The sequence below is a fragment of the uncultured Nocardioides sp. genome (assembly GCF_947488025.1).
In the GTDB taxonomy this organism is placed as follows: Bacteria; Actinomycetota; Actinomycetes; order Propionibacteriales; family Nocardioidaceae; genus Nocardioides.
In genome coordinates this window covers 59111-80287 of record NZ_CANKYS010000008.1, presented here as the reverse complement: position 1 = coordinate 80287, position 21177 = coordinate 59111, and the positions used below count along the sequence as shown (strand labels likewise).

Genomic DNA, 21177 nt, shown 5'->3' with positions numbered 1-21177 from the left:
GAAGCCTAGTGGGGGTGCGGGCGAACCTCGCCGGCGTGTGCCACGATCGCTCGGATGAGCGACCTCGGACCCACGCTGCAGCCGCTGGCCGGCGGTCACTCCGGGCGCACGTTCCTCGGGGAGGTCGCCGGCGATCGCGCCGTCGTACGCCTCTATCCACCCGGGGACCCCCGCGGGGACGCGGCTCCGGAGGTCGACCAGGCGGTGCTGCGCCTGGTGCGGGGCCTGCTGCCGGTCCCCGAGGTGCTCGAGGGGCGCCGGGGCGACGCGTCGACCGGCCGGCCGGGCCTGCTGGTGACGTCGTGGCTACCGGGGGAGCGGGGCGACCTCGTCGTGGAGCGGCTCGCCGCAGCCGGCGACACCGACGGGCTCCGCCGGCTCGGGACCAGCACGGGCGGGGTGGCCGCCGCGCTGGCCGCGATGCCCGAGCTGCGGCCCGGCCCGTTCGTCGACGCCGAGCTGACCGTCGGCGCCTTCCCCGACGGTGGCCTCGACGAGTGGGTCGCCTCCCGCCTGGCGCACTGGCCCGAGGCCGACCGCGCTCCGCTGGCGGAGGTGGCCCGGGACGCGCAGGACCTGCTCGACACGGTGCAACGGGTCTGCCTGGTGCACAGCGACCTCAACCCGAAGAACCTGCTCGTCGACCCCGACACCCTCGAGGTGACGGGCGTGCTCGACTGGGAGTTCGCCCACGCCGGGCACCCGTGGACCGACCTCGGCAACCTGCTGCGGTTCGACCGGGACCCCGCCTACGTGGACGGTGTGCTCAGCGCATGGGCGTCGCGGCACGGCGGTGCTGCCGACGCGCTGCTCGACGGGGCGCGGTCAGCCGACCTCTGGGCCCTCGTCGACCTCGCTGCCCGAGAAGGCGAGAACCCCGTCGCCGACCGGTCCACGGTGCTGCTCCGTGCCGTCGCGGAGGCGGGAGACGTGCACGCGTGGCCGCGCGAGGCGTGACACCGCTCTGAGCGTGGACTGAGCGTGCCTGCCGGTTGGACGCCGAGCGTGGCGCGCGCGTAGTCTTGGGTGTTGCGCCAGTCGTCTGCCCGGCTTCCATACCGAGCGAACCCGGGCTCGCCGCACCACCGTCCGTGACCAGTCATCGTCGGGGAGCAGTGAAACAGGCAGCTGCACGCGTCCGCACGACTCCATCCATCCAAGGAAATTCCTTCCATATGACGAGCACGCTCTCCACTCTTCCGGACTACGACGCCCCTCAGGTGGCTGTCAACGACATCGGGTCCGAAGAGGACTTCCTCGCGGCGATCGACGCGACCATCAAGTACTTCAACGACGGCGACATCGTCGACGGCACCATCGTCAAGGTGGACCGTGACGAGGTCCTCCTCGACATCGGCTACAAGACCGAGGGCGTCATCCCCTCGCGTGAGCTGTCCATCAAGCACGACGTCGACCCCAACGAGGTCGTTTCCGTGGGCGACAAGGTCGAGGCCCTGGTCCTTCAGAAGGAGGACAAGGAGGGTCGCCTGATCCTGTCCAAGAAGCGTGCTCAGTACGAGCGTGCCTGGGGCACCATCGAGCAGGTCAAGGAGGAGGACGGCGTCGTCGAGGGCACCGTCATCGAGGTCGTCAAGGGTGGCCTCATCCTCGACATCGGTCTCCGCGGCTTCCTGCCCGCCTCGCTGGTGGAGATGCGTCGCGTCCGCGACCTGCAGCCCTACGTCGGCCAGACGCTCGAGGCGAAGATCATCGAGCTCGACAAGAACCGCAACAACGTGGTCCTGTCGCGTCGCGCCTGGCTCGAGCAGACCCAGTCCGAGGTCCGCCACGGCTTCCTGACCCAGCTCCAGAAGGGCCAGATCCGCAAGGGTGTCGTCTCCTCGATCGTCAACTTCGGTGCGTTCGTGGACCTCGGCGGCGTCGACGGCCTCGTCCACGTCTCCGAGCTCTCCTGGAAGCACATCGACCACCCGTCCGAGGTCGTCGCCGTGGGCGACGAGGTCACCGTCGAGGTCCTCGACGTCGACATGGACCGCGAGCGTGTCTCCCTGTCGCTGAAGGCGACGCAGGAGGACCCGTGGCAGCACTTCGCCCGGACCCACCAGATCGGACAGATCGTGCCCGGCAAGGTCACCAAGCTGGTGCCCTTCGGCTCGTTCGTCCGTGTCGAGGAGGGCATCGAGGGCCTGGTGCACATCTCCGAGCTTGCCGAGCGTCACGTCGAGATCCCCGAGCAGGTCGTCCAGGTCAACGACGACGTCATGGTCAAGATCATCGACATCGACCTCGAGCGTCGCCGGATCTCGCTGTCGCTCAAGCAGGCCAACGAGACCGCCGCTGCTGCCGACGTGGAGGAGTTCGACCCCACGCTCTACGGCATGACCGCGACCTACGACGAGCAGGGCAACTACGTCTACCCCGAGGGCTTCGACCCCGAGACGGGCGAGTGGCTCGAGGGCTTCGACGAGCAGCGTGCGGTCTGGGAGGACCAGTACGCCAAGGCGCACGCGCGCTGGGAGCAGCACGTCAAGCAGCAGGCCGACGCGAAGGTTGCCGAGGCCGAGGCCGGCGAGGCCACCTCGTACTCCTCGGGCGGCGACGTCGTCGAGGACGGCGAGTCCGGTGGCGACACCGGCGGCTCGCTCGCCTCCGACGAGGCGCTGCAGGCGCTCCGCGAGAAGCTGACCGGTGGCCAGGCCTGATCGGCTGATCCACTGATCTGAGCACCACCACGACGGCCCGCCGGGGAGACCCGGCGGGCCGTCGTCGTCTGCCGGGTGGGTGCCGTCGTCAGGGGCGATCCGCTAGAACTGGCCCCATGACAGGAAGCGGAACGTCAGCCCTGGTGCTCGGCGGCGGGGGCATCACCGGGATCGCCTGGCAGCTCGGGATCCTCACCGGCCTGGCGCGGGCGGGTGTGGACCTCGCCGACGCCGACACCGTCGTCGGCACCTCCGCCGGATCGGTCGTGGGTGCGCAGGTGACCAACAGCGTCCCGCTCGAAGAGCTGTACGCCGCCCAGCTCGAGCCGGCCGACGCCGAGCTGGGGGGTCGGCTCTCCCGCATCGCGGCGCTCAAGCTCGTCCCGCCCTACGTGCTGCCCGGGAGCGGCCGCGACAAGCTCGCCCGCGTCGGACGGGTCGCCCACGCGTCCCACGCCCCCGGGAGCGTGGACCGCGAGGGCGTGATCCGCGCCCGGTTGCCGGTCCACGACTGGCCCGACCGCGACCTGCGCATCACTGCGGTCGACGCCACCAGCGGTGAGTTCACCGTCTTCGGCCCGGACTCGGGCGTCGACCTGGTCGCGGCCGTCGCTGCCAGCTGTGCCGTCCCGACCGTGTGGCCGCCCGTGGAGATCGGCGGGCGCACCTACATGGACGGCGGCATGCGGTCCACGGCCAACGTCGACGTGGCCCGCGGAGCCGAGCGCGTCATCGTGCTGGCGCCCCTGCCGCGGTCGGTGAGCAAGAAGGTGTCCATCCGGGCCCAGCTCGAGCGCGTCGCACCGCGTGCCTGGTCGGTGGTGACGCCGGACCCGGAGGCGCTGGCCGCCTTCGGCCGCAACCTGCTCGACCCCGCCAAGCGCGCCGTCGCGGCCGAGGCCGGGCTGCGCCAGTCCCGCGACCTCGTCGACCAGGTGGGTCCGGTGTGGGCGGCCTGAGGCCTCAGAGGAGGTCGGCGAGCGCGTCGCGCCGCACCTTGCCGGTGGCCGTCATCGGCAGGCCGGCGACGCCGAGGTAGTCCTTGGGACGCTTGGCCGGCGCCAGGACCAGGCGGGCATGGGCGTCGAGGGCGTCCGTCGTGACGTCACCCACCACGGCGGCGCACACCCGCTGGCCCCACCGGTCGTCGGGCACGCCGAAGACGGCGACGTCGTCGACTCCCTCGACCTCGCGCAGGGCGTTCTCGACCTCGAGCGGGTAGACGTTGACGCCGCCGGTGATGATCAGGTCGGTGCGCCGGCCCTCGAGGTGGAGGTAGCCGTCGGGGTCGATCCTCCCGACGTCACCGACGGTGAACGCCGGCCCGTGCGGGGTGTCGCGCCAGGCCGCCGCCGTCTGCTCGGGGGCACCGAGGTAGGTGAACCGGGCGTGCTGCGGCACGGCGCACCAGATCCGGCCGTCGTCGTCGGTGGTCAGGGTGCGGCCGGGGCGGGCCCGCCCCACCGTGCCGGGGTTCGCCAGCCACTCCTCGGAGCGGCACGCGGTGAACTGGCCCTCGGTCGAGCCGTAGAACTCCCACGTCGAGCCGTCGGGGAACAGCTCGACCAGCCGGTGCTTGACCTGCGGCGGGCAGGGGGCGCCCGCATGGGCGACGAGCCGGAAGGACGACAGGTCCGGGACGCCCGCGGTGTCCCAGTGGGCGAGGAGCCGCTGCAGGTGCGTCGGCACGCAGAACATCGTCGTCGGCCGATCGCGCTCGATCGCCGCCGTCACCACGGCCGGGTCGAACTTCCCCGGCACCACGATCCGGCCGCCGGCGAGCAGGGTGCCGGTAGCGAAGCGGAGCGGGGCGGAGTGGTGGAGCGGGCTCAGCACCAGGTTGACGTCGCCCGCGGCGAAGCCCCACAGGTCGCGCTCCTCGCCGACCAGGGCGGCTGCCTCGGTCTCGGGGAGGAGCCCGGACCACACGCCCTTCGGTGTGCCGGTCGTCCCGCTGGTGCAGTGGATCGGCCGGCCGAGCGGCAGCGACCGGGACCGGCCGCGCCGGGCGGCCAGCAGCTGCTCCACCTGCGCCTGCGAGGTGACGACGAGGTCGGGGGCGATCGGATCGAGGATCCGGTCGCGCTCCGCCTGCGTGAGCGCAGGATCGAGCGGCACGGGAAAGATCCCGTCGGCCAGCAGCGCCAGGACCAGGTCGACGTACGGCGGCGAGCCGGGGACCAGCAGGGCCACCCGGGCGCCTGCGGCGAGGGCGTCAGCGGTGCCTGGTCCGTCCATGGGGGCATTGTGCCCGCGTGCGTGCAGGCCGAGGCAGTCAGCCGCGTGGGACGAGGTGGAAGCGCTCCTCGACAGGACCGAGGTCGTCGACCGGGTGGGTAGTGGACGCGTGGCCGGCGAACCGGTCGTGGCGGGCGTAGCTGACCAGGAGCGCGATGGCGGTGGCCAGGACCAGGAAGGCGATGATGGTGTCCATGGCAGCAATCATTCGCCCATCTGCTTCCTGCCACCAGTGGCAGGAATGACAATGTGGGTTGATTTCCTGCCACGACTCGTGGCACGCTGCTGAGATGCAAAAGGTCGCCGTGGTGGTGCAGGAGCAGCCGGAGCCGTTCGGGCTCGGGGCGCTGTGCGAGGTCTGGGCCGAGCCCTACCACCCCGAGGACGACAACCCCGTCTTCGACTTCACGGTCGTCACGCCGCGGCCCGGGCGGCTGCACACCCGCGCGGGGTTCGACCTGCACGTCGAGCACGGGCTGGACGCGGCTGCCGACGCGGACCTCATCTGCCTGGCGCCCAAGAGCGACCACCGCGGCACGTCGCCGGAGGTGTCCGAGCTGCTGCGGTCCGCGCACGCGCGCGGCGCAATGCTCTTCGCCCACTGCTCGGCGACCTTCATGCTGGGCGATGCGGGGCTGCTCGACGGCCGTCGCTGCACGACCCACTGGCGCTACGCCGCCGAGCTGGCGGCTCGGTTCCCCCAGGCGGTCGTCGACCCCGACGTCCTCTACGTGCAGGACGGCTCGATCGTGACCGGCGCGGGCTCCGCGGCCGTGCTCGACGCCGCGCTCCACGTGATGCGCCAGCAGTTCGGCGCGAAGGTCGCCGCCACGACGGCGCGGCGCATGGTCGTCCCGCCGCACCGCGACGGCGGCCAGGCGCAGTACATCGCCCGCCCCGTCCCGGTGTGTGAGTCCGAGGCCCTCGCGCCGCTGCTGGCGTGGATCAGCTCCCACCTCGCCGAGGAGCTCGATGTGGAGACGCTGGCCCGGCAGATGCACATGTCGGCCCGGACCTTCGCGCGACGGTTCAAGGAGGAGACCGGCACGACGCCCTACAGCTGGATCCTCGGCGAGCGGGTGCGCGCCGCCCAGGAGCTGCTCGAGCAGACCGACCACTCGATCGACTGGGTGGCTTCCGAGGTCGGCTTCGGCAACGCCGCGACGCTTCGCCACCACTTCGGCCGCTCCCGCGGGGTCAGTCCGCAGGAGTACCGGCGCAGCTTCCGACTGACGGCCTGAGTCCGAGCGGCGGGACGTTCCACGGGCGGAACGGCCGTGAGGGCACGGCCGGGCGACCTCTAGGCTGGAGCCGTGAACGCGACTGCGCTGGCCGACCTGTCCGCCGACGACCTCGCCGTCCTGCTCGACGAGCAGCGGGCAGCCTACGAGCAGCTCAAGGCGCAGGGTCTCAGGCTCGACCTCACGCGCGGCAAGCCGTCGTCCCAGCAGCTCGACCTCGCCGACGACCTGCTCCGGCTGCCGACGTCGACCAAGGACGCCAGTGGCGTCGACGTCCGCAACTACGGCGGCCTCGAGGGTCTGCGCGAGCTGCGGGAGATGTTCGCCGAGCTGCTGTGGGTCGAGCCCGACCAGGTGGTCGCCGGCGGCAACTCGAGCCTGTCCATCATGCGCGACTGCCTGGTCTGGATGATGCTCTTCGGCGCGACCGACTCCGAGCGGCCGTGGGGCAAGGAGGAGAAGGTCCGCTTCGTGTGCCCGGTGCCGGGCTACGACCGCCACTTCACCCTGCTCGAGAGCCTCGGCATCGAGATGGTGACCGTGCCGATGAACGACGACGGCCCCGACGTCGGGGCCGTCGCTGCGCTCGTCGCCGACGACCCGAGCATCAAGGGGATGTGGATCGTCCCGACCTACGCCAACCCCACGGGTGCTGTCTGCAGCCAGGACGTCGCCGCCCGGCTCGCAGCGATGCCGACCGCCGCGCCGGACTTCAAGATCTTCTGGGACAACGCCTACGCCCTGCACCACCTCACCGAGGACGAGGCCAAGAGTGCCGACATCCTCACCCTGGCGTCCGCCGCGGGGCACCCGGACCGGCCGATCATGTTCGCGTCGACCTCCAAGATCAGCTACGCAGGCGCGGGCGTGGCCTTCCTGGCCGCCTCCGCCGGCAACGTCGGCTGGTACCTCCAGCACCTCGGCAACGGCTCGATCGGGCCGGACAAGGTCAACCACCTGCGGCACGCGGAGTTCTTCGGCTCTCCGCAGGGCGTGCGCGACCACATGGCCAAGCACCGGGCGATCATCGCGCCCAAGTTCGCCGAGGTGGACCGGGTGCTGACGGAGCGGCTCGGCGGGCGCGGTGTCGCGACCTGGAACTCCCCGACCGGTGGCTACTTCGTGAACCTCGACGTGGTGCCCGGCACCGCGAGCCGCGTCGTCGCCCTCGCCAAGGAGGCCGGCATCGCGCTGACGCCCGCCGGGTCGTCGTTCCCCTACAAGCAGGACCCGGACGACACGAACATCCGGCTGGCGCCCACGATGCCGCCGCTCGGCGAGGTCACCCAGGCCATGGTGGCCGTGGCGACCTGCGTGCTGCTCGCGGCAGCGGAGAAGGCGGCCGCCGACCGCTGACCGGGCGCTTCCTGCCCGCCCGGGTCGGCGACCGGGCGCTTCCTGCCCGTCCGGGGTCAGGCGGCCGCGGGCTCTGCGCCGAGCCCGCCGCGGACGAGGTCGGCGTAGCGGCCGCCCTGCAGCAGCAGCTCCTCGTGGGTGCCGAGCTCGACGACGCGCCCCGCGTGGAGCACCGCGATCTGGTCGGCGTCGCGGACGGTGGACAGACGGTGGGCGATCGTGATCGTCGTACGGCTCCGGGTCACCTCGTCGAGCGTGGCCAGGATGGCGCGCTCGGTCTCGTTGTCGAGCGCACTCGTGGCCTCGTCGAGGACGAGCACGGCCGGGTCGCGCAGCAGGGTGCGGGCGATGGCCAGCCGTTGCTGCTCGCCGCCGGAGAACCGGTGCCCGCGTGAGCCCACGACGGTGTCGTAGCCGTCGGGAAGAGAGGCGATCAGGTCGTGGATGCGTGCCGTGCGGCAGGCCTGCTCGATCTCGGCATCGGTGGCCTCCGGGTGGGCATGGCGCAGGTTGTCCCGGACACTCGCATGCATCAGGTAGGTCTCCTGGGTGACCACGCCGACGACGGCGGCCAGGTCGCCGGCGGCGAGGTCGCGGACGTCGACCCCGTCCACGAGCACCCGGCCCGACGTCACGTCGTGCAGCCGGGGCACGAGTGCGGCGAGGGTCGACTTGCCGCTGCCGGTCTCGCCCACCAGGGCGAGCGTGCCGCCCGCGGGCACGACGAGGTCGACCTCGGACAGCACGGCGCGCTCGCCGTCGTACGAGAAGCCGACCCGCTCGAAGCGGACCTCGCCGCGCACGCGGTGCCGGTCGATCCGGACCGGCACGTCGGGCTCGCCGATGTCGACGGGGAGGTCCGCGTACTCGAAGATCCGGCTGAAGAGCGCCAGCGAGGCGGTGAGGTCGACCCCGACGTTGAGCAGCCCCATGAGCGGACGGAACAGCGTGCCCTGCAGCGCGACGAAGGCGACGAGCGTGCCGATCGTCATCCCGCCCGAGGTGGCCGGAAAGCCGGCGGCGAGGTAGATCGCGGCCGGGACGGCGGCGAAGACGACGTTCATCGTCGCCATCCGCCAGCGACCGGCGAGACGGGAGCGGATCTCGAGGCCGACGAGGTCGGCGGAGGTCTCCTCGAACCGCGCGGTCAGGCGCGGTGAGGCGCCGAGGGTCTTGGTGAGCAGCACGCCGCTGACTGAGAGACCCTCCTCGATCTGGACGTGGAGGTCGGCGAGGCGCCGCTGGCGCTCGCCGGTGATCCGGTGCCGCATCCGGGCGACCTGCCGGGTGAGCAGGACGGCAGGTGGCAGCACCACGAGCGAGATCAGGGCGAGGCGCCAGCTCAGCGCGACCATGGCGACGGCCGTGCCGACGACCACGGTGACGTTGGCGGCGATCGACGTCGCCGTCTGGGTGACGACGCCCTGCATGCTGCCGATGTCGTTGACCAGGCGCGACTGCACCTCACCGCCGCGGGTACGGGTGAAGAAGTCGAGCGACTGTCGTTGGAGGTGGGCGAACAGGTCGCTCCGCAGGCGGTGCATGACGCGCTGCCCCACCGCGGTGGACAGCCAGGTCTGCACGACGCCGATCACGGCGGTCGCGACGGCGACGCCGATCATGGCGCCGACCAGGAGCAGCAGCAGGCTCACGTCCTGGTGGGGGAGTGCCTCGTCGATGACGTGCCGGACGAGGAACGGCTGGGCGAGCCCGACGAGCGAGCTCAGCACGATGAGCGCGACCACGACGGTCAGGGTCGCGCGGTGCGGGGTGAAGAGGCCGGCGATGCGGCGCAGGGACACGGGGGAGTCCGCGAGCTGCCGCAGGTCGGCAGGATCGGGGCGACCGCCGCGGGAGCGTCTGCCCCGGGAGTCCGGACGGGAGTCGGGGTGGTCAGTCATCCGACCAGCTCCTCTCGGTGTGCGAAGGTAGTGAGGTAGCCTCACTATGAGGCTGCAACCGAGAGGCAGGCGGAGGTATTCCCGTGGACCGGACGAGGGGGCCCGAGCCGACGACCGGCGACCTGGTCATGGCGCTGGCCCGTCGGGTGCGACGTGCCCACGTCGAGGCGCTCGCCGCGTGGGACGTCACCCCGTCGCAGGCGAGGGCGCTGCGCGTGCTGGGCGGTGCCGACGCGATGCGACCCTCGGCCCTCGCCGAGGCTCTGCGGATCGCTCCCCGCTCCGCGACCGAGGTCGCCGACGCGCTCGAGGAGCGGGGTTGGGTGCGGCGCGAGCCCGACCCCACCGACCGCCGGGCCACCCGGCTGGTGCCCACCGAGGACGGGCGCCGGCTGCTGGCGCAGGTCGACGACGTACGCCGCGACGCGTCGCAGCGGGTCCTCGACGTGCTCACGCCCGCCCAGCGTCGTACGCTCCACGAGATCCTGGCCGTCGTCGTGGGGGAGGACCTGTGACCATTCGTGTCGGCCTGACCGGCGGCATCGCCTCGGGCAAGAGCACGGTCTCGGTGATCCTCGCCGAGCTGGGCGCCGTCGTCATCGACGCCGACCTGATCGCCCGCGAGGTCGTGGCGCGCGGGACGCCGGGTCTGGTCGCCGTGGTCGCGGAGTTCGGTCCGGAGGTCCTCACGCCGGACGGCGACCTCGACCGGGCCGCCATGGGCGCCCTCGTCTTCGCCGACCCCGACGCGCGCCGCCGGCTCGAGGCGATCATCCACCCGCTGGTGCACCGGCGCAGCGCCGAGCTGGAGGCGGATGCACCGGAGCACGCGGTCGTGGTCCACGACATCCCCCTGCTGGCCGAGGTCGGGCGGGCCGGGTCCTTCGACGCGGTCGTCGTGGTCGACGCCCCCACGGAGCTGCAGGTGCAGCGGATGGTCGAGGACCGGGGCTGGACCCGCGAGGAGGCCGAGTCCCGCATCGCGGCGCAGGCGACCCGCGAGCAGCGACGGGCGATCGCCACGCACGTGGTCGACAACACCGGCTCGCTCGACGACCTGCGCCAGCAGGTGGAGGCGATCCACGAGGAGCTCGCCCGCCGGGCCTGACGTTTCCGGCTCGCGGGCCTCCGCCGGGTAACCTCCCCACGTGCTCTCGATCCGACCCCGCCTGGCCGTGATCGCGTCCGGTGTCCTGCTGGTGAGCGGGTGTGCCGGTCTCGGCCAGGCGCCCGACGACACCGAGCCGGCCACGTCCAGCCCGTCGTCCTCGGCGTCGACGACGCAGTCCGCCGAGCCGGCCGAGCCGGAGGCAGAGGCGACCGAGGACCCCGACGCGCCGACGTCGTGGGGCCCGACGACGGGCGAGCTCGCGCAGGCCCAGGAGCTCGTCGCCGGCTGGAGCTCCGAGCAGCTCGCCGGAGGAGTCATCGTCGGACGCTTCCACGGCACCGACCCGGAGGAGCCGGCCCGCATGATGCGCGACCTGCACCTCGCGGGCGTCTCGGTGACCGGCGCCAACGTCCTCGACCGCGACCAGGTGCTGGCGATGACCGCGGCGATCACCGAGGCCGCTCGCGCCGACGGCCGCGACCACCCACCGGTCATCGGCGTCGACCAGGAGGGCGGCTACGTCTCACACCTGCGCGGCATCGCCACCGACTTCCCGCACTTCCAGTCGGCCGGGCTCGCCATCGCTGCGGATGCCCGCGCCGGCCGCCGGGTCACCCGCGCCGCGGCCCTCGCGACCGGCCTCGAGCTGCGCGACCTCGGCTTCACCTGGGTCTTCGCCCCCGTCGCCGACGTCACCATCGGCGCCGCCGACCCCACCATCGGGGCGCGGTCGCCCTCGCAGGACCCACGCCTGGCCTCGCAGGCGGTCGGTGCCGCGATCAAGGGCTACGACGACGCGGGTGTCGTGTCGACGGTCAAGCACTTCCCCGGCCACGGCGGCGCGACCAGCGACAGCCACGACACCCTCCCGGTGCTCGACTCGACGCTCGCCGAGCTCGAGGCGCAGGACCTGCCGCCCTTCGAGTCCGCGTTCCGCCAGCAAGCGCCGGCGGTGATGCTGAGCCACCTCAACCTGACCGAGATCGCGCCGGGAGTGCCGGCCAGCATGGCGCCCGAGGTGTACGACCTGCTGCGCGACGACCTCGGCTTCGAGGGCGTCACCATCACCGACTCGCTCGGCATGGGCGCCGTCGGCGGCCGGCCCACGCCGGCCCTCCAGGCGCTGCAGGCCGGTGCGGACCTGCTCCTGATGCCGGTCGACACCGCGACCACCCACCAGATAGTCGTCGACGCCATCGACTCCGGACTGGTCTCCCGCGCCCGCGTCGAGGAGGCAGCTGCCCGGGTGGTGGCGGTCCAGATGTGGCAGGCGCGGGTGGCAGCACGACGGCCCGTCCCCGCCGACGTGGTCGAGCGCGCACAGGCCGCGAGCGCGGACCTGGAGTCCGCGGCGTACTGATCGGTCTCAGGCAGCGCACCCGGTCAGCGCCGGGCGGTGCGTGACGCAGGTCCTGGCCACTCGGAAGGTGTCTCACGCACCGCTCGGGTGAGGAGCGTCCGGGGAGCGGTGCGTGACGCAGGTCCTGGGCGCTCGGAAGGTGTCTCACGCACCGCTCGGGGGTGGGGCGGGGCGCGGCAGGCTTCGTCGGGGATCGCCCGGGGGATACGACAAGACCGCCGGGCGTGGCCCGGCGGTCTCGAGGTGGCGCGCTGGGCGCCCGGGGTCAGGCAGCCAGGTCGGGGTCGCCCGCGCGGCGGAGCTTCTGCAGCGCCTCGCGCTCGAGCTGGCGGACCCGCTCGGCGGAGATGCCGTGGCGGGCACCGATGTCGGCGAGCTTGTGCTGGCGACCGTCCGCCAGGCCGTAGCGGGCGCGGACGATGTCGGCGGAGCGCTCGTCGAGGATCGCGACGAGGTCGTCGAGCCGCTGGCGGGCCTCCGCGTCGAGGACGTTGAGGTCCGGTCCGGGCGCCGTCTCCTGCGCCATCAGGTCACCCAGGGAGGTGTCGCCGTCCTCGTCGACGGGCGTGTCCAGCGAGACGTGGTCGCGGCCCCAGCTCATCAGGTCGAGCACCCGGTCGAGGTCCATCCCGAGCTCGGTGGCGATCTCCTGCGGCTCCGGGTCGCGGCCGAGCTGGCGCTCGAGCGTGCGCCGGGCGCTGCCGACCTGGTTGAGCTCCTCGACGACGTGCACGGGGAGGCGTACGACGCGCGCCTGCTGCGCGATGCCGCGCGTGATGGCCTGGCGGACCCACCACGTGGCGTAGGTCGAGAACTTGTAGCCCTTGGTGTAGTCGAACTTCTCGACCGCACGGATCAGGCCGGTGTTGCCCTCCTGGATGAGGTCGAGCATCGGCATCTGCGAGCGGCCGTACTTGCGCGCGATGGAGACGACCAGGCGGAGGTTGGCCTCGATGAAGCGGTCGACCGCGAGCCGGCCCTGCTCGGCGAGCCACTCGAGCTCGGCCTCGTTGGCGCTCATCGGCGCACCGCCCTTGCGGCGACCGACGCGACCGGTGTCGAGGAGGTGCTGGGCCAGCAGGCCCGCCTCGATGGTCTTGGACAGCTCGACCTCGGTCTCGGCGTCGAGGAGCGGGGTGCGAGCGATCTCGTCGAGGTAGAGGCCGACGCTGTCGCGGCCCTCGATCTCACGAGTGGTGGTGGTGCGCTTGGCCTGTGCGGTGCTCATGTCGTCCTCCTGCTCTCGTGCGACCACCCCTGTGTCGCACATCTGTTCCAACGCCGGTGTCCGTCGCGGGATTCCCCGCCTCGGATGTGGTGCCTTCACCTGCCTTGACGAGCCAGTACCCACCGGAGTTGCATGTTCGTCCAACTCTCAGGGACTTCTCAGGGGTCAGCCCTGAGGACCGCGTCCGCGCAGGGCCCCCGTCGGCCCGGTGCCGACGTGAACGCGCGGGTCCTCCACAGCCCGGGCCTCCAGCTGTGGAGGGACGCACCCGGGTTGTGGAGCAGTGCACGACTTCTGTGGGGAACCCTGTGGGACTGGAGGTTTGTCCAGCGGAACCCTTGCGTGCGATCGGCCGGAGGACATAGAACTCTCCTACCGATCCCGCTCCGGCGGGGTCGGGGATCGGATCGGACGAACAGCTCCAGACGGCGACTTGCTCGCCGCGCAGGCCCGGTGGCGGGGACTGTGGGAGCCGGGAGGCCGGTCCGGTGGATCGGACGTCACCACCCCGATCACATCGAGGGGCTCCTGATGCTCATACCATCGGGAGCCCCTCACCTGTGTGCGCCCACGAGGCTGCCAAAGGTCGGGGAGCGGTCGCAACTCCCGCGGGTCGACGGGCCGGTGGCCGGTGGTCGACGAGACGGCGTACGGCGTGCGTCAGTCCTCGGCCGGTGGCTCGTAGCGGTGCAGCGCCGGGTCGTCGGCGCGGAAGCTGCGCACCGGGCCGGGAGGGGTGTCGGCGGTCTCGAAGCGCACGGTCACGACCCCGGCGCCGGAGCCCCACACCCAGCCCGCACCCATCTCGTCGTGCACGACGTCGGCGCCCGGTGGCCAGGTGCGTCGCGGTGGCTCGGGGATCACCACCTCGACCCCCTCGTCCTCTCCGCTCTCGCCGAAGAGGTCCTCCTGGACCCAGTCCGCCAGCCCGGACACGCCGACGCCCAGGAGCCGTACGCCGCCCGTGGTGTCGAGGTCCGCCAGCAGCGCTCGGGCGACCCGGGCGATGGTCGCGCCGTCGTCGGTCGGGCTCGTGAGCGTGCTCGACCGGCTGAGCGTGGTGAAGTCGTAGAGGCGGACCTTGATGGTGACGGTCCGACCGGAGTGTCCGTTCTTGCGCATGCGCGTGCCCACCTCGCGCGCCTGCCGCGTCAGCAGGCCCTCCATCAGCCTCCGGTCGGTGAGGTCGGAGTCATAGGTGCCCTCGACGCTGATCGACTTCGCCTCCCGCTCGGCGACGACCGGGCGCGAGTCCTGGGCCCGTGCCAGCTGCCACAGCCCGTGCCCCTGTGCCTGGCCGAGCAGTCGCACCAGCTCGTCCTCGCTGACCGCCTCGAGCTCGGCGACGGTGTGGATGCCGGCACGACGCAGGCGCTCGGCGGTGGCGGGACCGACGCCGGGGATCACCTTCACCTTCATCGGCCGGAGCAGGTCGAGCTCGGTGCCGGGAGGAACCACGGTCATGCCGTCGGGCTTGTCGAGCTCGCTGGCGACCTTGGCGAGGAACTTCGACGACGCGATGCCGACCGTCGCGGTGAGCCCGCCCGTGACCTCCTGCACGCGCCGCCGCAGCTCGGCACCGGCCGCGGTGACGGTGTCGACCTCGAGGTCGGGCAGGCCGGCGGCGGCGAGGTCGACGAACGCCTCGTCCAGCGAGAGCGGCTCGACGAGGGGGGAGAGGTCTCGGAGCACCTGCATGACCTGCTTGCTGGTCGCGCGGTAGGCGTGGAAACGCCCGCTCAGGAACGCCGCGTGCGGGCAGCGCGCCCGCGCCTCGCGCCCGGACATCGCGGACCCCACGCCGTAGCGGCGCGCCTCGTACGACGCCGTGGACACCACGCCCCGGCCGCCGGTGCCCCCGACGATCACCGGCTTGCCCCGCAGCGACGGCTTGTCGCGCTGCTCGACGGCGGCGAAGAAGGCGTCCAGGTCCAGGTGGAGGATCGACGCGGTGTCGCGCATCAGCCGGTCGGGCCGGGAGCGGGCAGCAGCGTCACGGCCCCATCCTCCCGCATCGGGGGTGGGTGGCCGGGGAGCGCTCCACCCCGGCCGCACGCCACGAACCGTCCACAGGCGACCCCAACCGCCGCTTCTCCACAGGCGGAGGCCTGGCCTAGCGTGAAGGGTCGGTGCTGCCGGGAAGCGTCGTGGTCATGGAACCCCACGAGCTCGTCCCCGTCCCCCCGTCCACCTCGCCCTCGCCGTCCGGCGGCCCCACCACGCTGCGCGTGCGCACGCCGGGCGACGTCGCCGCCTTCGTGCCCTTGGCGATGGGCTTCGTGCCGCAGCGTTCGGTCGTCGTCGTGAGCGTCGGTGTCTCCGGCGGCATGCACGCCCGCGTCGACCTGCCCCACGACCCCGACGACGTCGACGACGTGGTCGAGGCGCTCCTGCGGCCGGCCAGGCGCAACGGTGTGCGCGACGTCGTCGTCGTGGTCTACGACGACGACACGACAGTCGCCGACGAGGCGGCCTGGTCGGTCCACGAGGAGTTCACCGCGGCTGGGATCGCCGTGCGCGAGGTGCTGCGCGTCCACGACGACCACTGGTACGCCGTGCTGCCGGGCGCCCCGCTCGCCGCCTACCGGGGCGTCCCGTTCACGCTCGCCGAGCACCCGTTCACGGCGCAGGCGGTGTTCGAGGGGCGGGTGACCCACGCCAGCCGCGAGGCGCTGCGCGAGACCCTCGCGCCCGACCTGGCGGCGGTGGGACGGAGCGGGCCCCTCCTGGCGGACGCGACGCCGCTGCCCGCGGGTGGCCTGCGGGCACTGGTACGTCGCCACCTCGGCGACCGGACCACCTTCTCGTCCCCCGAGCTGGCGTCCGTCGCGGTGACGGTGCGCACGGGCGAGCGCCGCGACGAGGCGTGGGTGTGGCTCGACCGCGCGGACGCCCGCGGTGCCGTGGAGCTCTGGTCCGACGCGGTGCGCCGGCTGCCCGCGACCCACGTCGCCGGTCCCGCTGCCGTCCTGGCGTTCGCGGCGTGGCTCGTCGGGGACGGCGCGCTGTCGTGGTGTGCCGTCGACCGGTGCCGTACGAGCGAGCCGGCCCACTCGCTGGCCGGCCTCGTGGCCCAGCTGCTGGACTCGGCGACCCCGCCGGACGCGTGGGCGACGCTGCAGCCCGGGCTCGACGCGAGCGGCGACCCGGCGGCGTGAGACCAGCCCTCCGGACGGTTCCCGCGCGGTGCCGCCGTGACTAGGGTGCCGTCATGGGTGAAGAGGTCGACCAGCAGGAGTTCAGCCGAGCCGACCGGACGCGCCACCGCGAGAAGGTGCGCCGCAACCTCGACGTGTTCGCCCGCATGCTGCGCGAGGCTGCGTTCGAGACCGACGACCCGATGACCGGCCTCGAGATGGAGCTCAACCTCATCGACGACGCGGGCGACCCGGCCCTGAAGAACGCCGAGGTCCTCGAGGCCATCGCCGATCCCGACTTCCAGACCGAGCTCGGCCAGTTCAACATCGAGATCAACGTGGCCCCGGCCAAGCTGCGCGAGGGTGGTCTGTCGAAGTTCGAGGACAGCCTGCGTCGCTCGCTCAACTACGCCGAGGAGAAGGGTTCGAAGGTCGGAGCGCACCAGGTGATGATCGGGATCCTCCCGACCCTCGCCGAGGGCCACATGAACGTGTCCTCCCTCAGCTCCAACCCGCGCTACAAGCTGCTCTCGGAGCAGATCCTCGCCGCCCGGGGCGAGGACATCACGATCAGCATCTCCGGCAAGGAGCGCCTCACCACGACCGCGGACTCGATCGTCCCGGAGGCCGCCTGCACCAGCACCCAGTTCCACGTGCAGACCTCGCCCGACCAGTTCGCCGCCCACTGGAACGCCGCGCAGGCGATCGCGGGCGTGCAGCTGGCGGTGTCGGCCAACTCGCCCTACCTGCTCGGCAAGGAGCTCTGGCGCGAGACCCGCATCCCGCTGTTCGAGCAGGCCACCGACACCCGCAGCGAGGAGCTCAAGGCCCAGGGCGTCCGGCCGCGGGTGTGGTTCGGCGAGCGGTGGATCACCTCGGTGTTCGACCTGTTCGAGGAGAACGTCCGCTACTTCCCCGCACTGCTCCCCGTGACCGACGACGAGGACCCGCTGGAGGTGCTCGAGTCCGGCGGCACGCCCGCCCTCCACGAGCTCAAGCTCCACAACGGCACGATCTACCGCTGGAACCGTCCGGTCTACGACATCTCGCAGGGCATTCCCCACCTGCGCGTGGAGAACCGGCTCCTCGCCGCCGGCCCGACCGTCGCCGACACGATCGCCAACGCGGCACTCTGGTTCGGACTGGTCCGCTATCTCGTCGAGAGCGAGCGCCCGCTGTGGTCGCAGATGTCGTTCTCCGCAGCCGAGGAGAACTTCCACGTCGCCGCCCAGATGGGAGTCGACGCGCAGGTCTACTGGCCGGGCCTCGGACAGGTCCGGGCCACCGAGCTGGTGCTGCGACGGCTGCTCCCCATGGCGCGCGCCGGCCTCGACTCCTGGGGTGTCCCGTCCGAGGAGAGCGACCGCTACCTCGGCATCATCGAGCAGCGCTGCCAGACCGAGGCCAGCGGTGCGGGGTGGTTCGTCGACCGCGTCCGCGAGCGTGGGGGAGCGGACCGCTACGACGCCCTCCGGGCCACGCTCCTCGACTACCGCGAGCGCATGCACACCAACGAGCCCGTCCACACCTGGGACTGACCGCCACGTCCTGCGCTGTCAGGTGCGGGACCCCACCGGTCGGGGTCGCAGCCGGCGCCACTCCCGGCGTACGTCGCTGACCGGGTCGAACCACCCGCGCCGGGTCACGACGACCAGGCCGACGGGCATCCCCAGCGCGCGAGCGGCCCAGGCGGCGGGCCCGAGCCAGCGCAGGTCGTCGTCGTGCGGGCTGAGCTGGCCCGGACGGGTCAGCCACAACGCGGGGCGGGGGACGAGGGCGGACGAGGCCCGCAGCAGCGCGAGGACGACGTCGGCCCGCAGCCCGGCGTCGGGCAGGGGCGGGTCCTCGACGTGCCGGACGCTGCGTCCCGGGACCCCGGCGTGGACCGCGACCGGGAAGCGGCGACGGTCCTCGCTCTCGACCAGCTCGAGCGTGGCCGCTCGCAGGACGGCGTGCGTGTGCTGGTCGACGGGCGCCTGAAGTGAGGGTTGGGGCGCGAGCGGTGGGGCCACCCCTCCAGCCTGCCCCAGTGCGGAGCGTCCGACCCACCCCTCCACAGGCTGCCCAAGGACTGTGGTTTCCGTTACGGTGCCAGCAGGCCAGCGGCGAGGCGTCGTGGCCACGAGAGGAGACACCATGGGCACCGTCGTCGTCGGGTACGTCCCCAAGCCGGAGGGTGAAGCGGCTCTCGAAGCCGGCATCAACGAGGCGAAGCTGCGCGGCAGCAAGCTGGTCGTGGTGAACTCCCACCGGGGAGGACAGGAGTTCGACGGTTCGGCTGCCCGCTCCTCCGAGGACGACCTGACCGGGATCCAGAAGCGGCTCCAGGAGGCCGGCGTCGAGCACGACGTGCGCCAGCTCGTGCGGGGCTTCGAGCCTGCCGAGGACCTGATCAGCATCGCCGAGGCCAACGGTGCGGAGCTGCTCGTGATCGGCCTGCGACGCCGCTCGCCCGTCGGCAAGCTCATCCTGGGCAGCAACGCCCAGCGTGTTCTCCTCGACGCCCCGTGCCCGGTCCTGGCGGTCAAGGCGCAGTAGCAGCTCCCTGACCTCGAGCGGTTCGCGCGCGTGCGCGAGGCGCGGCGCGGCGTCCGTCGGGCAGGATGGCCCCATGGGCTTCCAGATCACGGGCGACCCCGCCGCCGACAAGGTTCTCGACGACTCCGCGTTCGCGCTGCTGGCGGGCATGATGCTCGACCAGCAGTACCCGATGGAGCACGCCTTCCGCGGGCCGGCCAAGGTCCTGGACCGCTTCGGCACGGTCGAGCCCGAGGCGATCGCGGCGGCTGACCCCGAGGAGTTCGCGGCCATGGCCTCCACCCCGCCGGCGATCCACCGCTTCCCGGGCTCCATGGCGGCGCGGCTGCAGGAGCTGGCTCGCATCGTGGAGGAGACCTACGGCGGCGACGCGTCGCGGCTCTGGACCGAGGCCGCCGACGGCAAGGACCTGCTCAAGCGGGTGATGGCGCTGCCGGGGTTCGGCAAGCAGAAGGCGCAGATCTTCGTCGCTCTCCTCGCCAAGCAGCTCGACGTACGTCCCGAGGGTTGGGAGGCCGTGGTCGGTGACTATGCCCTCGAGGGGCACCGCTCCGTCGCCGACGTCGTGGACGCCGAGTCGCTGCAGAAGGTGCGCGACTTCAAGAAGGCCAAGAAGGCCGCCGCGAAGGCCACGGACTGACCTCGAGGTGTCGCCCGGGCGTGCCGACGGTCGTGGACACGCGCCGAGGGGAGCCGGATGTCGGACCATCTGGACGGCCGTGGCAGAATGACCGCGCGGCTCTTGACGTCACCGGGCCTCGCCGCGCCCCGAAGCTGTTCGACGAGAGGTGTTCGTGTCCTCACACGCACGCAAGTTGCTCCCCGCAGAGGTGCTCACGCACCCCTCCATCGCTGCCCTGGTCGCCGGCGCTGCCCCCACCGGCACCGTGTCCCCCGAGGACGTACGGCGCGCCAGTGAGGAGGCCGGGGTCGAGCCCCGGCACCTGAAGGCGCTGCTGGTGCACCTCAGCGGCCTCGGGATCTCGGTGCAGATCGACGCCGCAGGCATGCGCGCGGTCGCCGCCACGAGCAAGCGGGCCGCGACGTCGTCCGCTGCGAAGAAGGCCCCGGCGAAGAAGGCGGCCGCCAAGAAGGCCACCGCCGCTCCCGCCGCCGCCAAGACCGCGGCACCGGCGAAGAAGGCGGCTGCCAAGAAGGCTGCGTCGTCCACCGGCGACGAGGTCGTCGACCTCGGCACCGTCGAGGCACCGGTGATCGGCCCGGACGGCAAGAAGGTCCTGCCCGACATCCCCGACGCCGAGTTCGAGAAGGACGTCGCCAAGGACCCGACGATCAAGGAGGACGAGAAGCAGGCCTTCACCGTCTCCGCGGCCGACGAGACCGACGAGCCGGAGCAGCAGGTCATGGTCGCCGGTGCGACCGCCGACCCGGTCAAGGACTACCTCAAGCAGATCGGCAAGGTCCCGCTCCTCAACGCCGAGATGGAGGTCGAGCTCGCCAAGCGGATCGAGGCCGGCCTGTTCTCGGAGGAGAAGCTCGCCAAGGGCGGCCGGATCAGCCCGAAGATGCTCGAGGAGTACGAGTGGATCGCCGAGGACGGGCGCCGGGCGAAGAACCACCTGCTCGAGGCCAACCTGCGACTCGTCGTCTCGCTGGCCAAGCGCTACACCGGTCGCGGCATGCTCTTCCTCGACCTGATCCAGGAGGGCAACCTCGGCCTGATCCGTGCGGTCGAGAAGTTCGACTACACCAAGGGCTACAAGTTCTCGACCTACGCGACGTGGTGGATCCGTCAGGCCATCACCCGCGCGATGGCCGACCAGGCCCGCACCATCCGCATCCCGGTGCACATGGTCGAGGTCATCAACAAGCTCGCTCGCGTCCAGCGGCAGATGCTCCAGGACCTGGGCCGTGAGCCCACCCCGGAGGAGCTCGCCAAGGAGCTCGACATGACCCCCGAGAAGGTCATCGAGGTCCAGAAGTACGGCCGTGAGCCGATCTCGCTCCACACCCCGCTCGGCGAGGACGGGGACTCCGAGTTCGGTGACCTCATCGAGGACTCCGAGGCCATCGTCCCCGCGGACGCGGTGTCGTTCACGCTGCTCCAGGAGCAGCTGCACGCGGTGCTCGACACCCTCTCCGAGCGCGAGGCCGGCGTGGTCTCGATGCGGTTCGGCCTCACCGACGGCCAGCCGAAGACCCTCGACGAGATCGGCAAGGTCTACGGCGTGACCCGCGAGCGGATCCGTCAGATCGAGTCGAAGACGATGTCCAAGCTGCGCCACCCGAGCCGGTCGCAGGTCCTGCGCGACTACCTCGACTGAGCGCTCGCTCACCTCGCACGTCACGAGCAGCGTCGCCCTCCGGGGCGGCGCTGCTCGTCATTTCGACGTCGCCGGCCGTGGCCGGGCTGGCAGGGTGGGGGCGTGACGACGGGGCGCGC

19 protein-coding genes are annotated in these 21177 nt (G+C 72.2%); 13 read left to right on the top strand and 6 right to left on the bottom strand.

Going from position 1 to position 21177, the window contains the following annotated elements:
- Positions 1–54: 54 nt before the first annotated feature.
- The 3 genes from Q1B24_RS14135 to Q1B24_RS14125 all read left to right on the top strand — a co-directional run bounded on the left by Q1B24_RS14135 (position 55) and on the right by Q1B24_RS14125 (position 3622).
- Positions 55–957: an aminoglycoside phosphotransferase family protein gene (locus Q1B24_RS14135; protein WP_299929791.1), complete on the top strand. Its 903-nt coding sequence runs from the start codon at positions 55–57 to the stop codon at positions 955–957.
- Between the two features lie 218 nt (positions 958–1175).
- On the top strand, positions 1176–2663 hold the full coding sequence (gene rpsA / locus Q1B24_RS14130) for a 30S ribosomal protein S1 (RefSeq protein ID WP_299929788.1): 1488 nt from the start codon (positions 1176–1178) through the stop codon (positions 2661–2663).
- A 116-nt stretch (positions 2664–2779) separates the two neighbouring features.
- Positions 2780–3622 carry a patatin-like phospholipase family protein gene (locus tag Q1B24_RS14125; RefSeq protein WP_299929785.1) on the top strand — a complete coding sequence of 281 codons (843 nt, stop codon included), beginning with the start codon at positions 2780–2782 and terminating at the stop codon, positions 3620–3622.
- A gap of 4 nt (positions 3623–3626) precedes the next feature.
- On the opposite strand, the gene Q1B24_RS14120 is transcribed toward Q1B24_RS14125, so the two are convergent.
- Positions 3627–4901: a class I adenylate-forming enzyme family protein gene (locus Q1B24_RS14120; RefSeq protein WP_299929781.1), complete on the bottom strand. Its 1275-nt coding sequence runs from the start codon at positions 4899–4901 to the stop codon at positions 3627–3629.
- A 37-nt stretch (positions 4902–4938) separates the two neighbouring features.
- A complete protein-coding gene (locus Q1B24_RS14115) occupies positions 4939–5097 on the bottom strand; it encodes a hypothetical protein (protein ID WP_299929778.1) in 159 nt (52 codons plus the stop codon).
- 94 nt (positions 5098–5191) lie between these two features.
- Between Q1B24_RS14115 and Q1B24_RS14110 the strand changes: the two genes are divergently transcribed.
- Together Q1B24_RS14110 and Q1B24_RS14105 are read left to right on the top strand one after the other, a co-directional pair.
- Positions 5192–6142, top strand: coding sequence for a helix-turn-helix domain-containing protein (locus Q1B24_RS14110; RefSeq protein ID WP_299929775.1), 951 nt, complete (start codon positions 5192–5194; stop codon positions 6140–6142).
- Between the two features lie 72 nt (positions 6143–6214).
- A complete protein-coding gene (locus Q1B24_RS14105; protein ID WP_299929772.1) occupies positions 6215–7498 on the top strand; it encodes an aminotransferase class I/II-fold pyridoxal phosphate-dependent enzyme in 1284 nt (427 codons plus the stop codon).
- Positions 7499–7554: 56 nt separating this feature from the next.
- Here Q1B24_RS14105 and Q1B24_RS14100 read toward each other — a convergent pair whose 3' ends face one another.
- Entirely contained in the window at positions 7555–9399 is a 1845-nt protein-coding gene (locus Q1B24_RS14100) for an ABC transporter ATP-binding protein (RefSeq protein ID WP_299929769.1), read from the bottom strand.
- A gap of 83 nt (positions 9400–9482) precedes the next feature.
- Here Q1B24_RS14100 and Q1B24_RS14095 point away from each other — a divergent pair, with 83 nt between their 5' ends.
- The 3 genes from Q1B24_RS14095 to Q1B24_RS14085 are packed head-to-tail and all read left to right on the top strand — an operon-like array spanning position 9483 to position 11870.
- A complete protein-coding gene (locus Q1B24_RS14095; protein ID WP_299929766.1) occupies positions 9483–9914 on the top strand; it encodes a MarR family transcriptional regulator in 432 nt (143 codons plus the stop codon).
- Positions 9915–9916: 2 nt separating this feature from the next.
- A complete protein-coding gene (coaE, locus tag Q1B24_RS14090) occupies positions 9917–10507 on the top strand; it encodes a dephospho-CoA kinase (RefSeq protein ID WP_299930206.1) in 591 nt (196 codons plus the stop codon).
- Between the two features lie 40 nt (positions 10508–10547).
- Positions 10548–11870: a glycoside hydrolase family 3 N-terminal domain-containing protein gene (locus tag Q1B24_RS14085; RefSeq protein WP_299929763.1), complete on the top strand. Its 1323-nt coding sequence runs from the start codon at positions 10548–10550 to the stop codon at positions 11868–11870.
- Between the two features lie 265 nt (positions 11871–12135).
- Here the strand turns inward: Q1B24_RS14085 and Q1B24_RS14080 are convergent, their stop codons facing one another.
- Both Q1B24_RS14080 and Q1B24_RS14075 read right to left on the bottom strand, forming a co-directional pair.
- Positions 12136–13098, bottom strand: coding sequence for a sigma-70 family RNA polymerase sigma factor (locus Q1B24_RS14080; protein WP_299929760.1), 963 nt, complete (start codon positions 13096–13098; stop codon positions 12136–12138).
- A 660-nt stretch (positions 13099–13758) separates the two neighbouring features.
- The gene (locus Q1B24_RS14075) at positions 13759–15060 is read right to left on the bottom strand and encodes a DNA polymerase IV (RefSeq protein WP_299929758.1); all 1302 of its coding nucleotides are present in this window, start codon (positions 15058–15060) and stop codon (positions 13759–13761) included.
- A gap of 191 nt (positions 15061–15251) precedes the next feature.
- Here Q1B24_RS14075 and Q1B24_RS14070 point away from each other — a divergent pair, with 191 nt between their 5' ends.
- Together Q1B24_RS14070 and Q1B24_RS14065 are read left to right on the top strand one after the other, a co-directional pair.
- On the top strand, positions 15252–16256 hold the full coding sequence (locus Q1B24_RS14070) for a DUF4192 domain-containing protein (RefSeq protein ID WP_299929755.1): 1005 nt from the start codon (positions 15252–15254) through the stop codon (positions 16254–16256).
- Positions 16257–16309: 53 nt separating this feature from the next.
- Positions 16310–17773, top strand: a complete 1464-nt coding sequence (locus tag Q1B24_RS14065) for a glutamate-cysteine ligase family protein (protein WP_299929752.1) — start codon at positions 16310–16312, stop codon at positions 17771–17773.
- Between the two features lie 18 nt (positions 17774–17791).
- Here the strand turns inward: Q1B24_RS14065 and Q1B24_RS14060 are convergent, their stop codons facing one another.
- Positions 17792–18247, bottom strand: coding sequence for a hypothetical protein (locus Q1B24_RS14060; RefSeq protein ID WP_299929749.1), 456 nt, complete (start codon positions 18245–18247; stop codon positions 17792–17794).
- A gap of 124 nt (positions 18248–18371) precedes the next feature.
- Here Q1B24_RS14060 and Q1B24_RS14055 point away from each other — a divergent pair, with 124 nt between their 5' ends.
- From Q1B24_RS14055 to Q1B24_RS14045, 3 genes are all read left to right on the top strand, one after another.
- Entirely contained in the window at positions 18372–18773 is a 402-nt protein-coding gene (locus tag Q1B24_RS14055; RefSeq protein ID WP_299929747.1) for a universal stress protein, read from the top strand.
- A 73-nt stretch (positions 18774–18846) separates the two neighbouring features.
- On the top strand, positions 18847–19413 hold the full coding sequence (locus Q1B24_RS14050) for an HhH-GPD-type base excision DNA repair protein (RefSeq protein WP_299929744.1): 567 nt from the start codon (positions 18847–18849) through the stop codon (positions 19411–19413).
- Positions 19414–19780: 367 nt separating this feature from the next.
- Positions 19781–21058: an RNA polymerase sigma factor gene (locus Q1B24_RS14045; RefSeq protein WP_299930203.1), complete on the top strand. Its 1278-nt coding sequence runs from the start codon at positions 19781–19783 to the stop codon at positions 21056–21058.
- Positions 21059–21177: the final 119 nt, after the last annotated feature.

What these genes read in the sequence shown, in the direction of transcription:
- Q1B24_RS14135 (WP_299929791.1), top strand. Translation starts at nt 55, where the DNA reads ATGAGCGACCTCGGACCCACGCTGCAGCCGCTGGCCGGCGGTCACTCC.
- rpsA (WP_299929788.1), top strand. Translation starts at nt 1,176, where the DNA reads ATGACGAGCACGCTCTCCACTCTTCCGGACTACGACGCCCCTCAGGTG.
- Q1B24_RS14125 (WP_299929785.1), top strand. Translation starts at nt 2,780, where the DNA reads ATGACAGGAAGCGGAACGTCAGCCCTGGTGCTCGGCGGCGGGGGCATC.
- Q1B24_RS14120 (WP_299929781.1), bottom strand. Translation starts at nt 4,901, where the DNA reads ATGGACGGACCAGGCACCGCTGACGCCCTCGCCGCAGGCGCCCGGGTG.
- Q1B24_RS14115 (WP_299929778.1), bottom strand. Translation starts at nt 5,097, where the DNA reads ATGGACACCATCATCGCCTTCCTGGTCCTGGCCACCGCCATCGCGCTC.
- Q1B24_RS14110 (WP_299929775.1), top strand. Translation starts at nt 5,192, where the DNA reads ATGCAAAAGGTCGCCGTGGTGGTGCAGGAGCAGCCGGAGCCGTTCGGG.
- Q1B24_RS14100 (WP_299929769.1), bottom strand. Translation starts at nt 9,399, where the DNA reads ATGACTGACCACCCCGACTCCCGTCCGGACTCCCGGGGCAGACGCTCC.
- Q1B24_RS14080 (WP_299929760.1), bottom strand. Translation starts at nt 13,098, where the DNA reads ATGAGCACCGCACAGGCCAAGCGCACCACCACCACTCGTGAGATCGAG.
- Q1B24_RS14075 (WP_299929758.1), bottom strand. Translation starts at nt 15,060, where the DNA reads ATGCGCGACACCGCGTCGATCCTCCACCTGGACCTGGACGCCTTCTTC.
- Q1B24_RS14070 (WP_299929755.1), top strand. Translation starts at nt 15,252, where the DNA reads ATGGAACCCCACGAGCTCGTCCCCGTCCCCCCGTCCACCTCGCCCTCG.
- Q1B24_RS14065 (WP_299929752.1), top strand. Translation starts at nt 16,310, where the DNA reads ATGGGTGAAGAGGTCGACCAGCAGGAGTTCAGCCGAGCCGACCGGACG.
- Q1B24_RS14055 (WP_299929747.1), top strand. Translation starts at nt 18,372, where the DNA reads ATGGGCACCGTCGTCGTCGGGTACGTCCCCAAGCCGGAGGGTGAAGCG.
- Q1B24_RS14050 (WP_299929744.1), top strand. Translation starts at nt 18,847, where the DNA reads ATGGGCTTCCAGATCACGGGCGACCCCGCCGCCGACAAGGTTCTCGAC.
- Q1B24_RS14045 (WP_299930203.1), top strand. Translation starts at nt 19,781, where the DNA reads ATGCGCGCGGTCGCCGCCACGAGCAAGCGGGCCGCGACGTCGTCCGCT.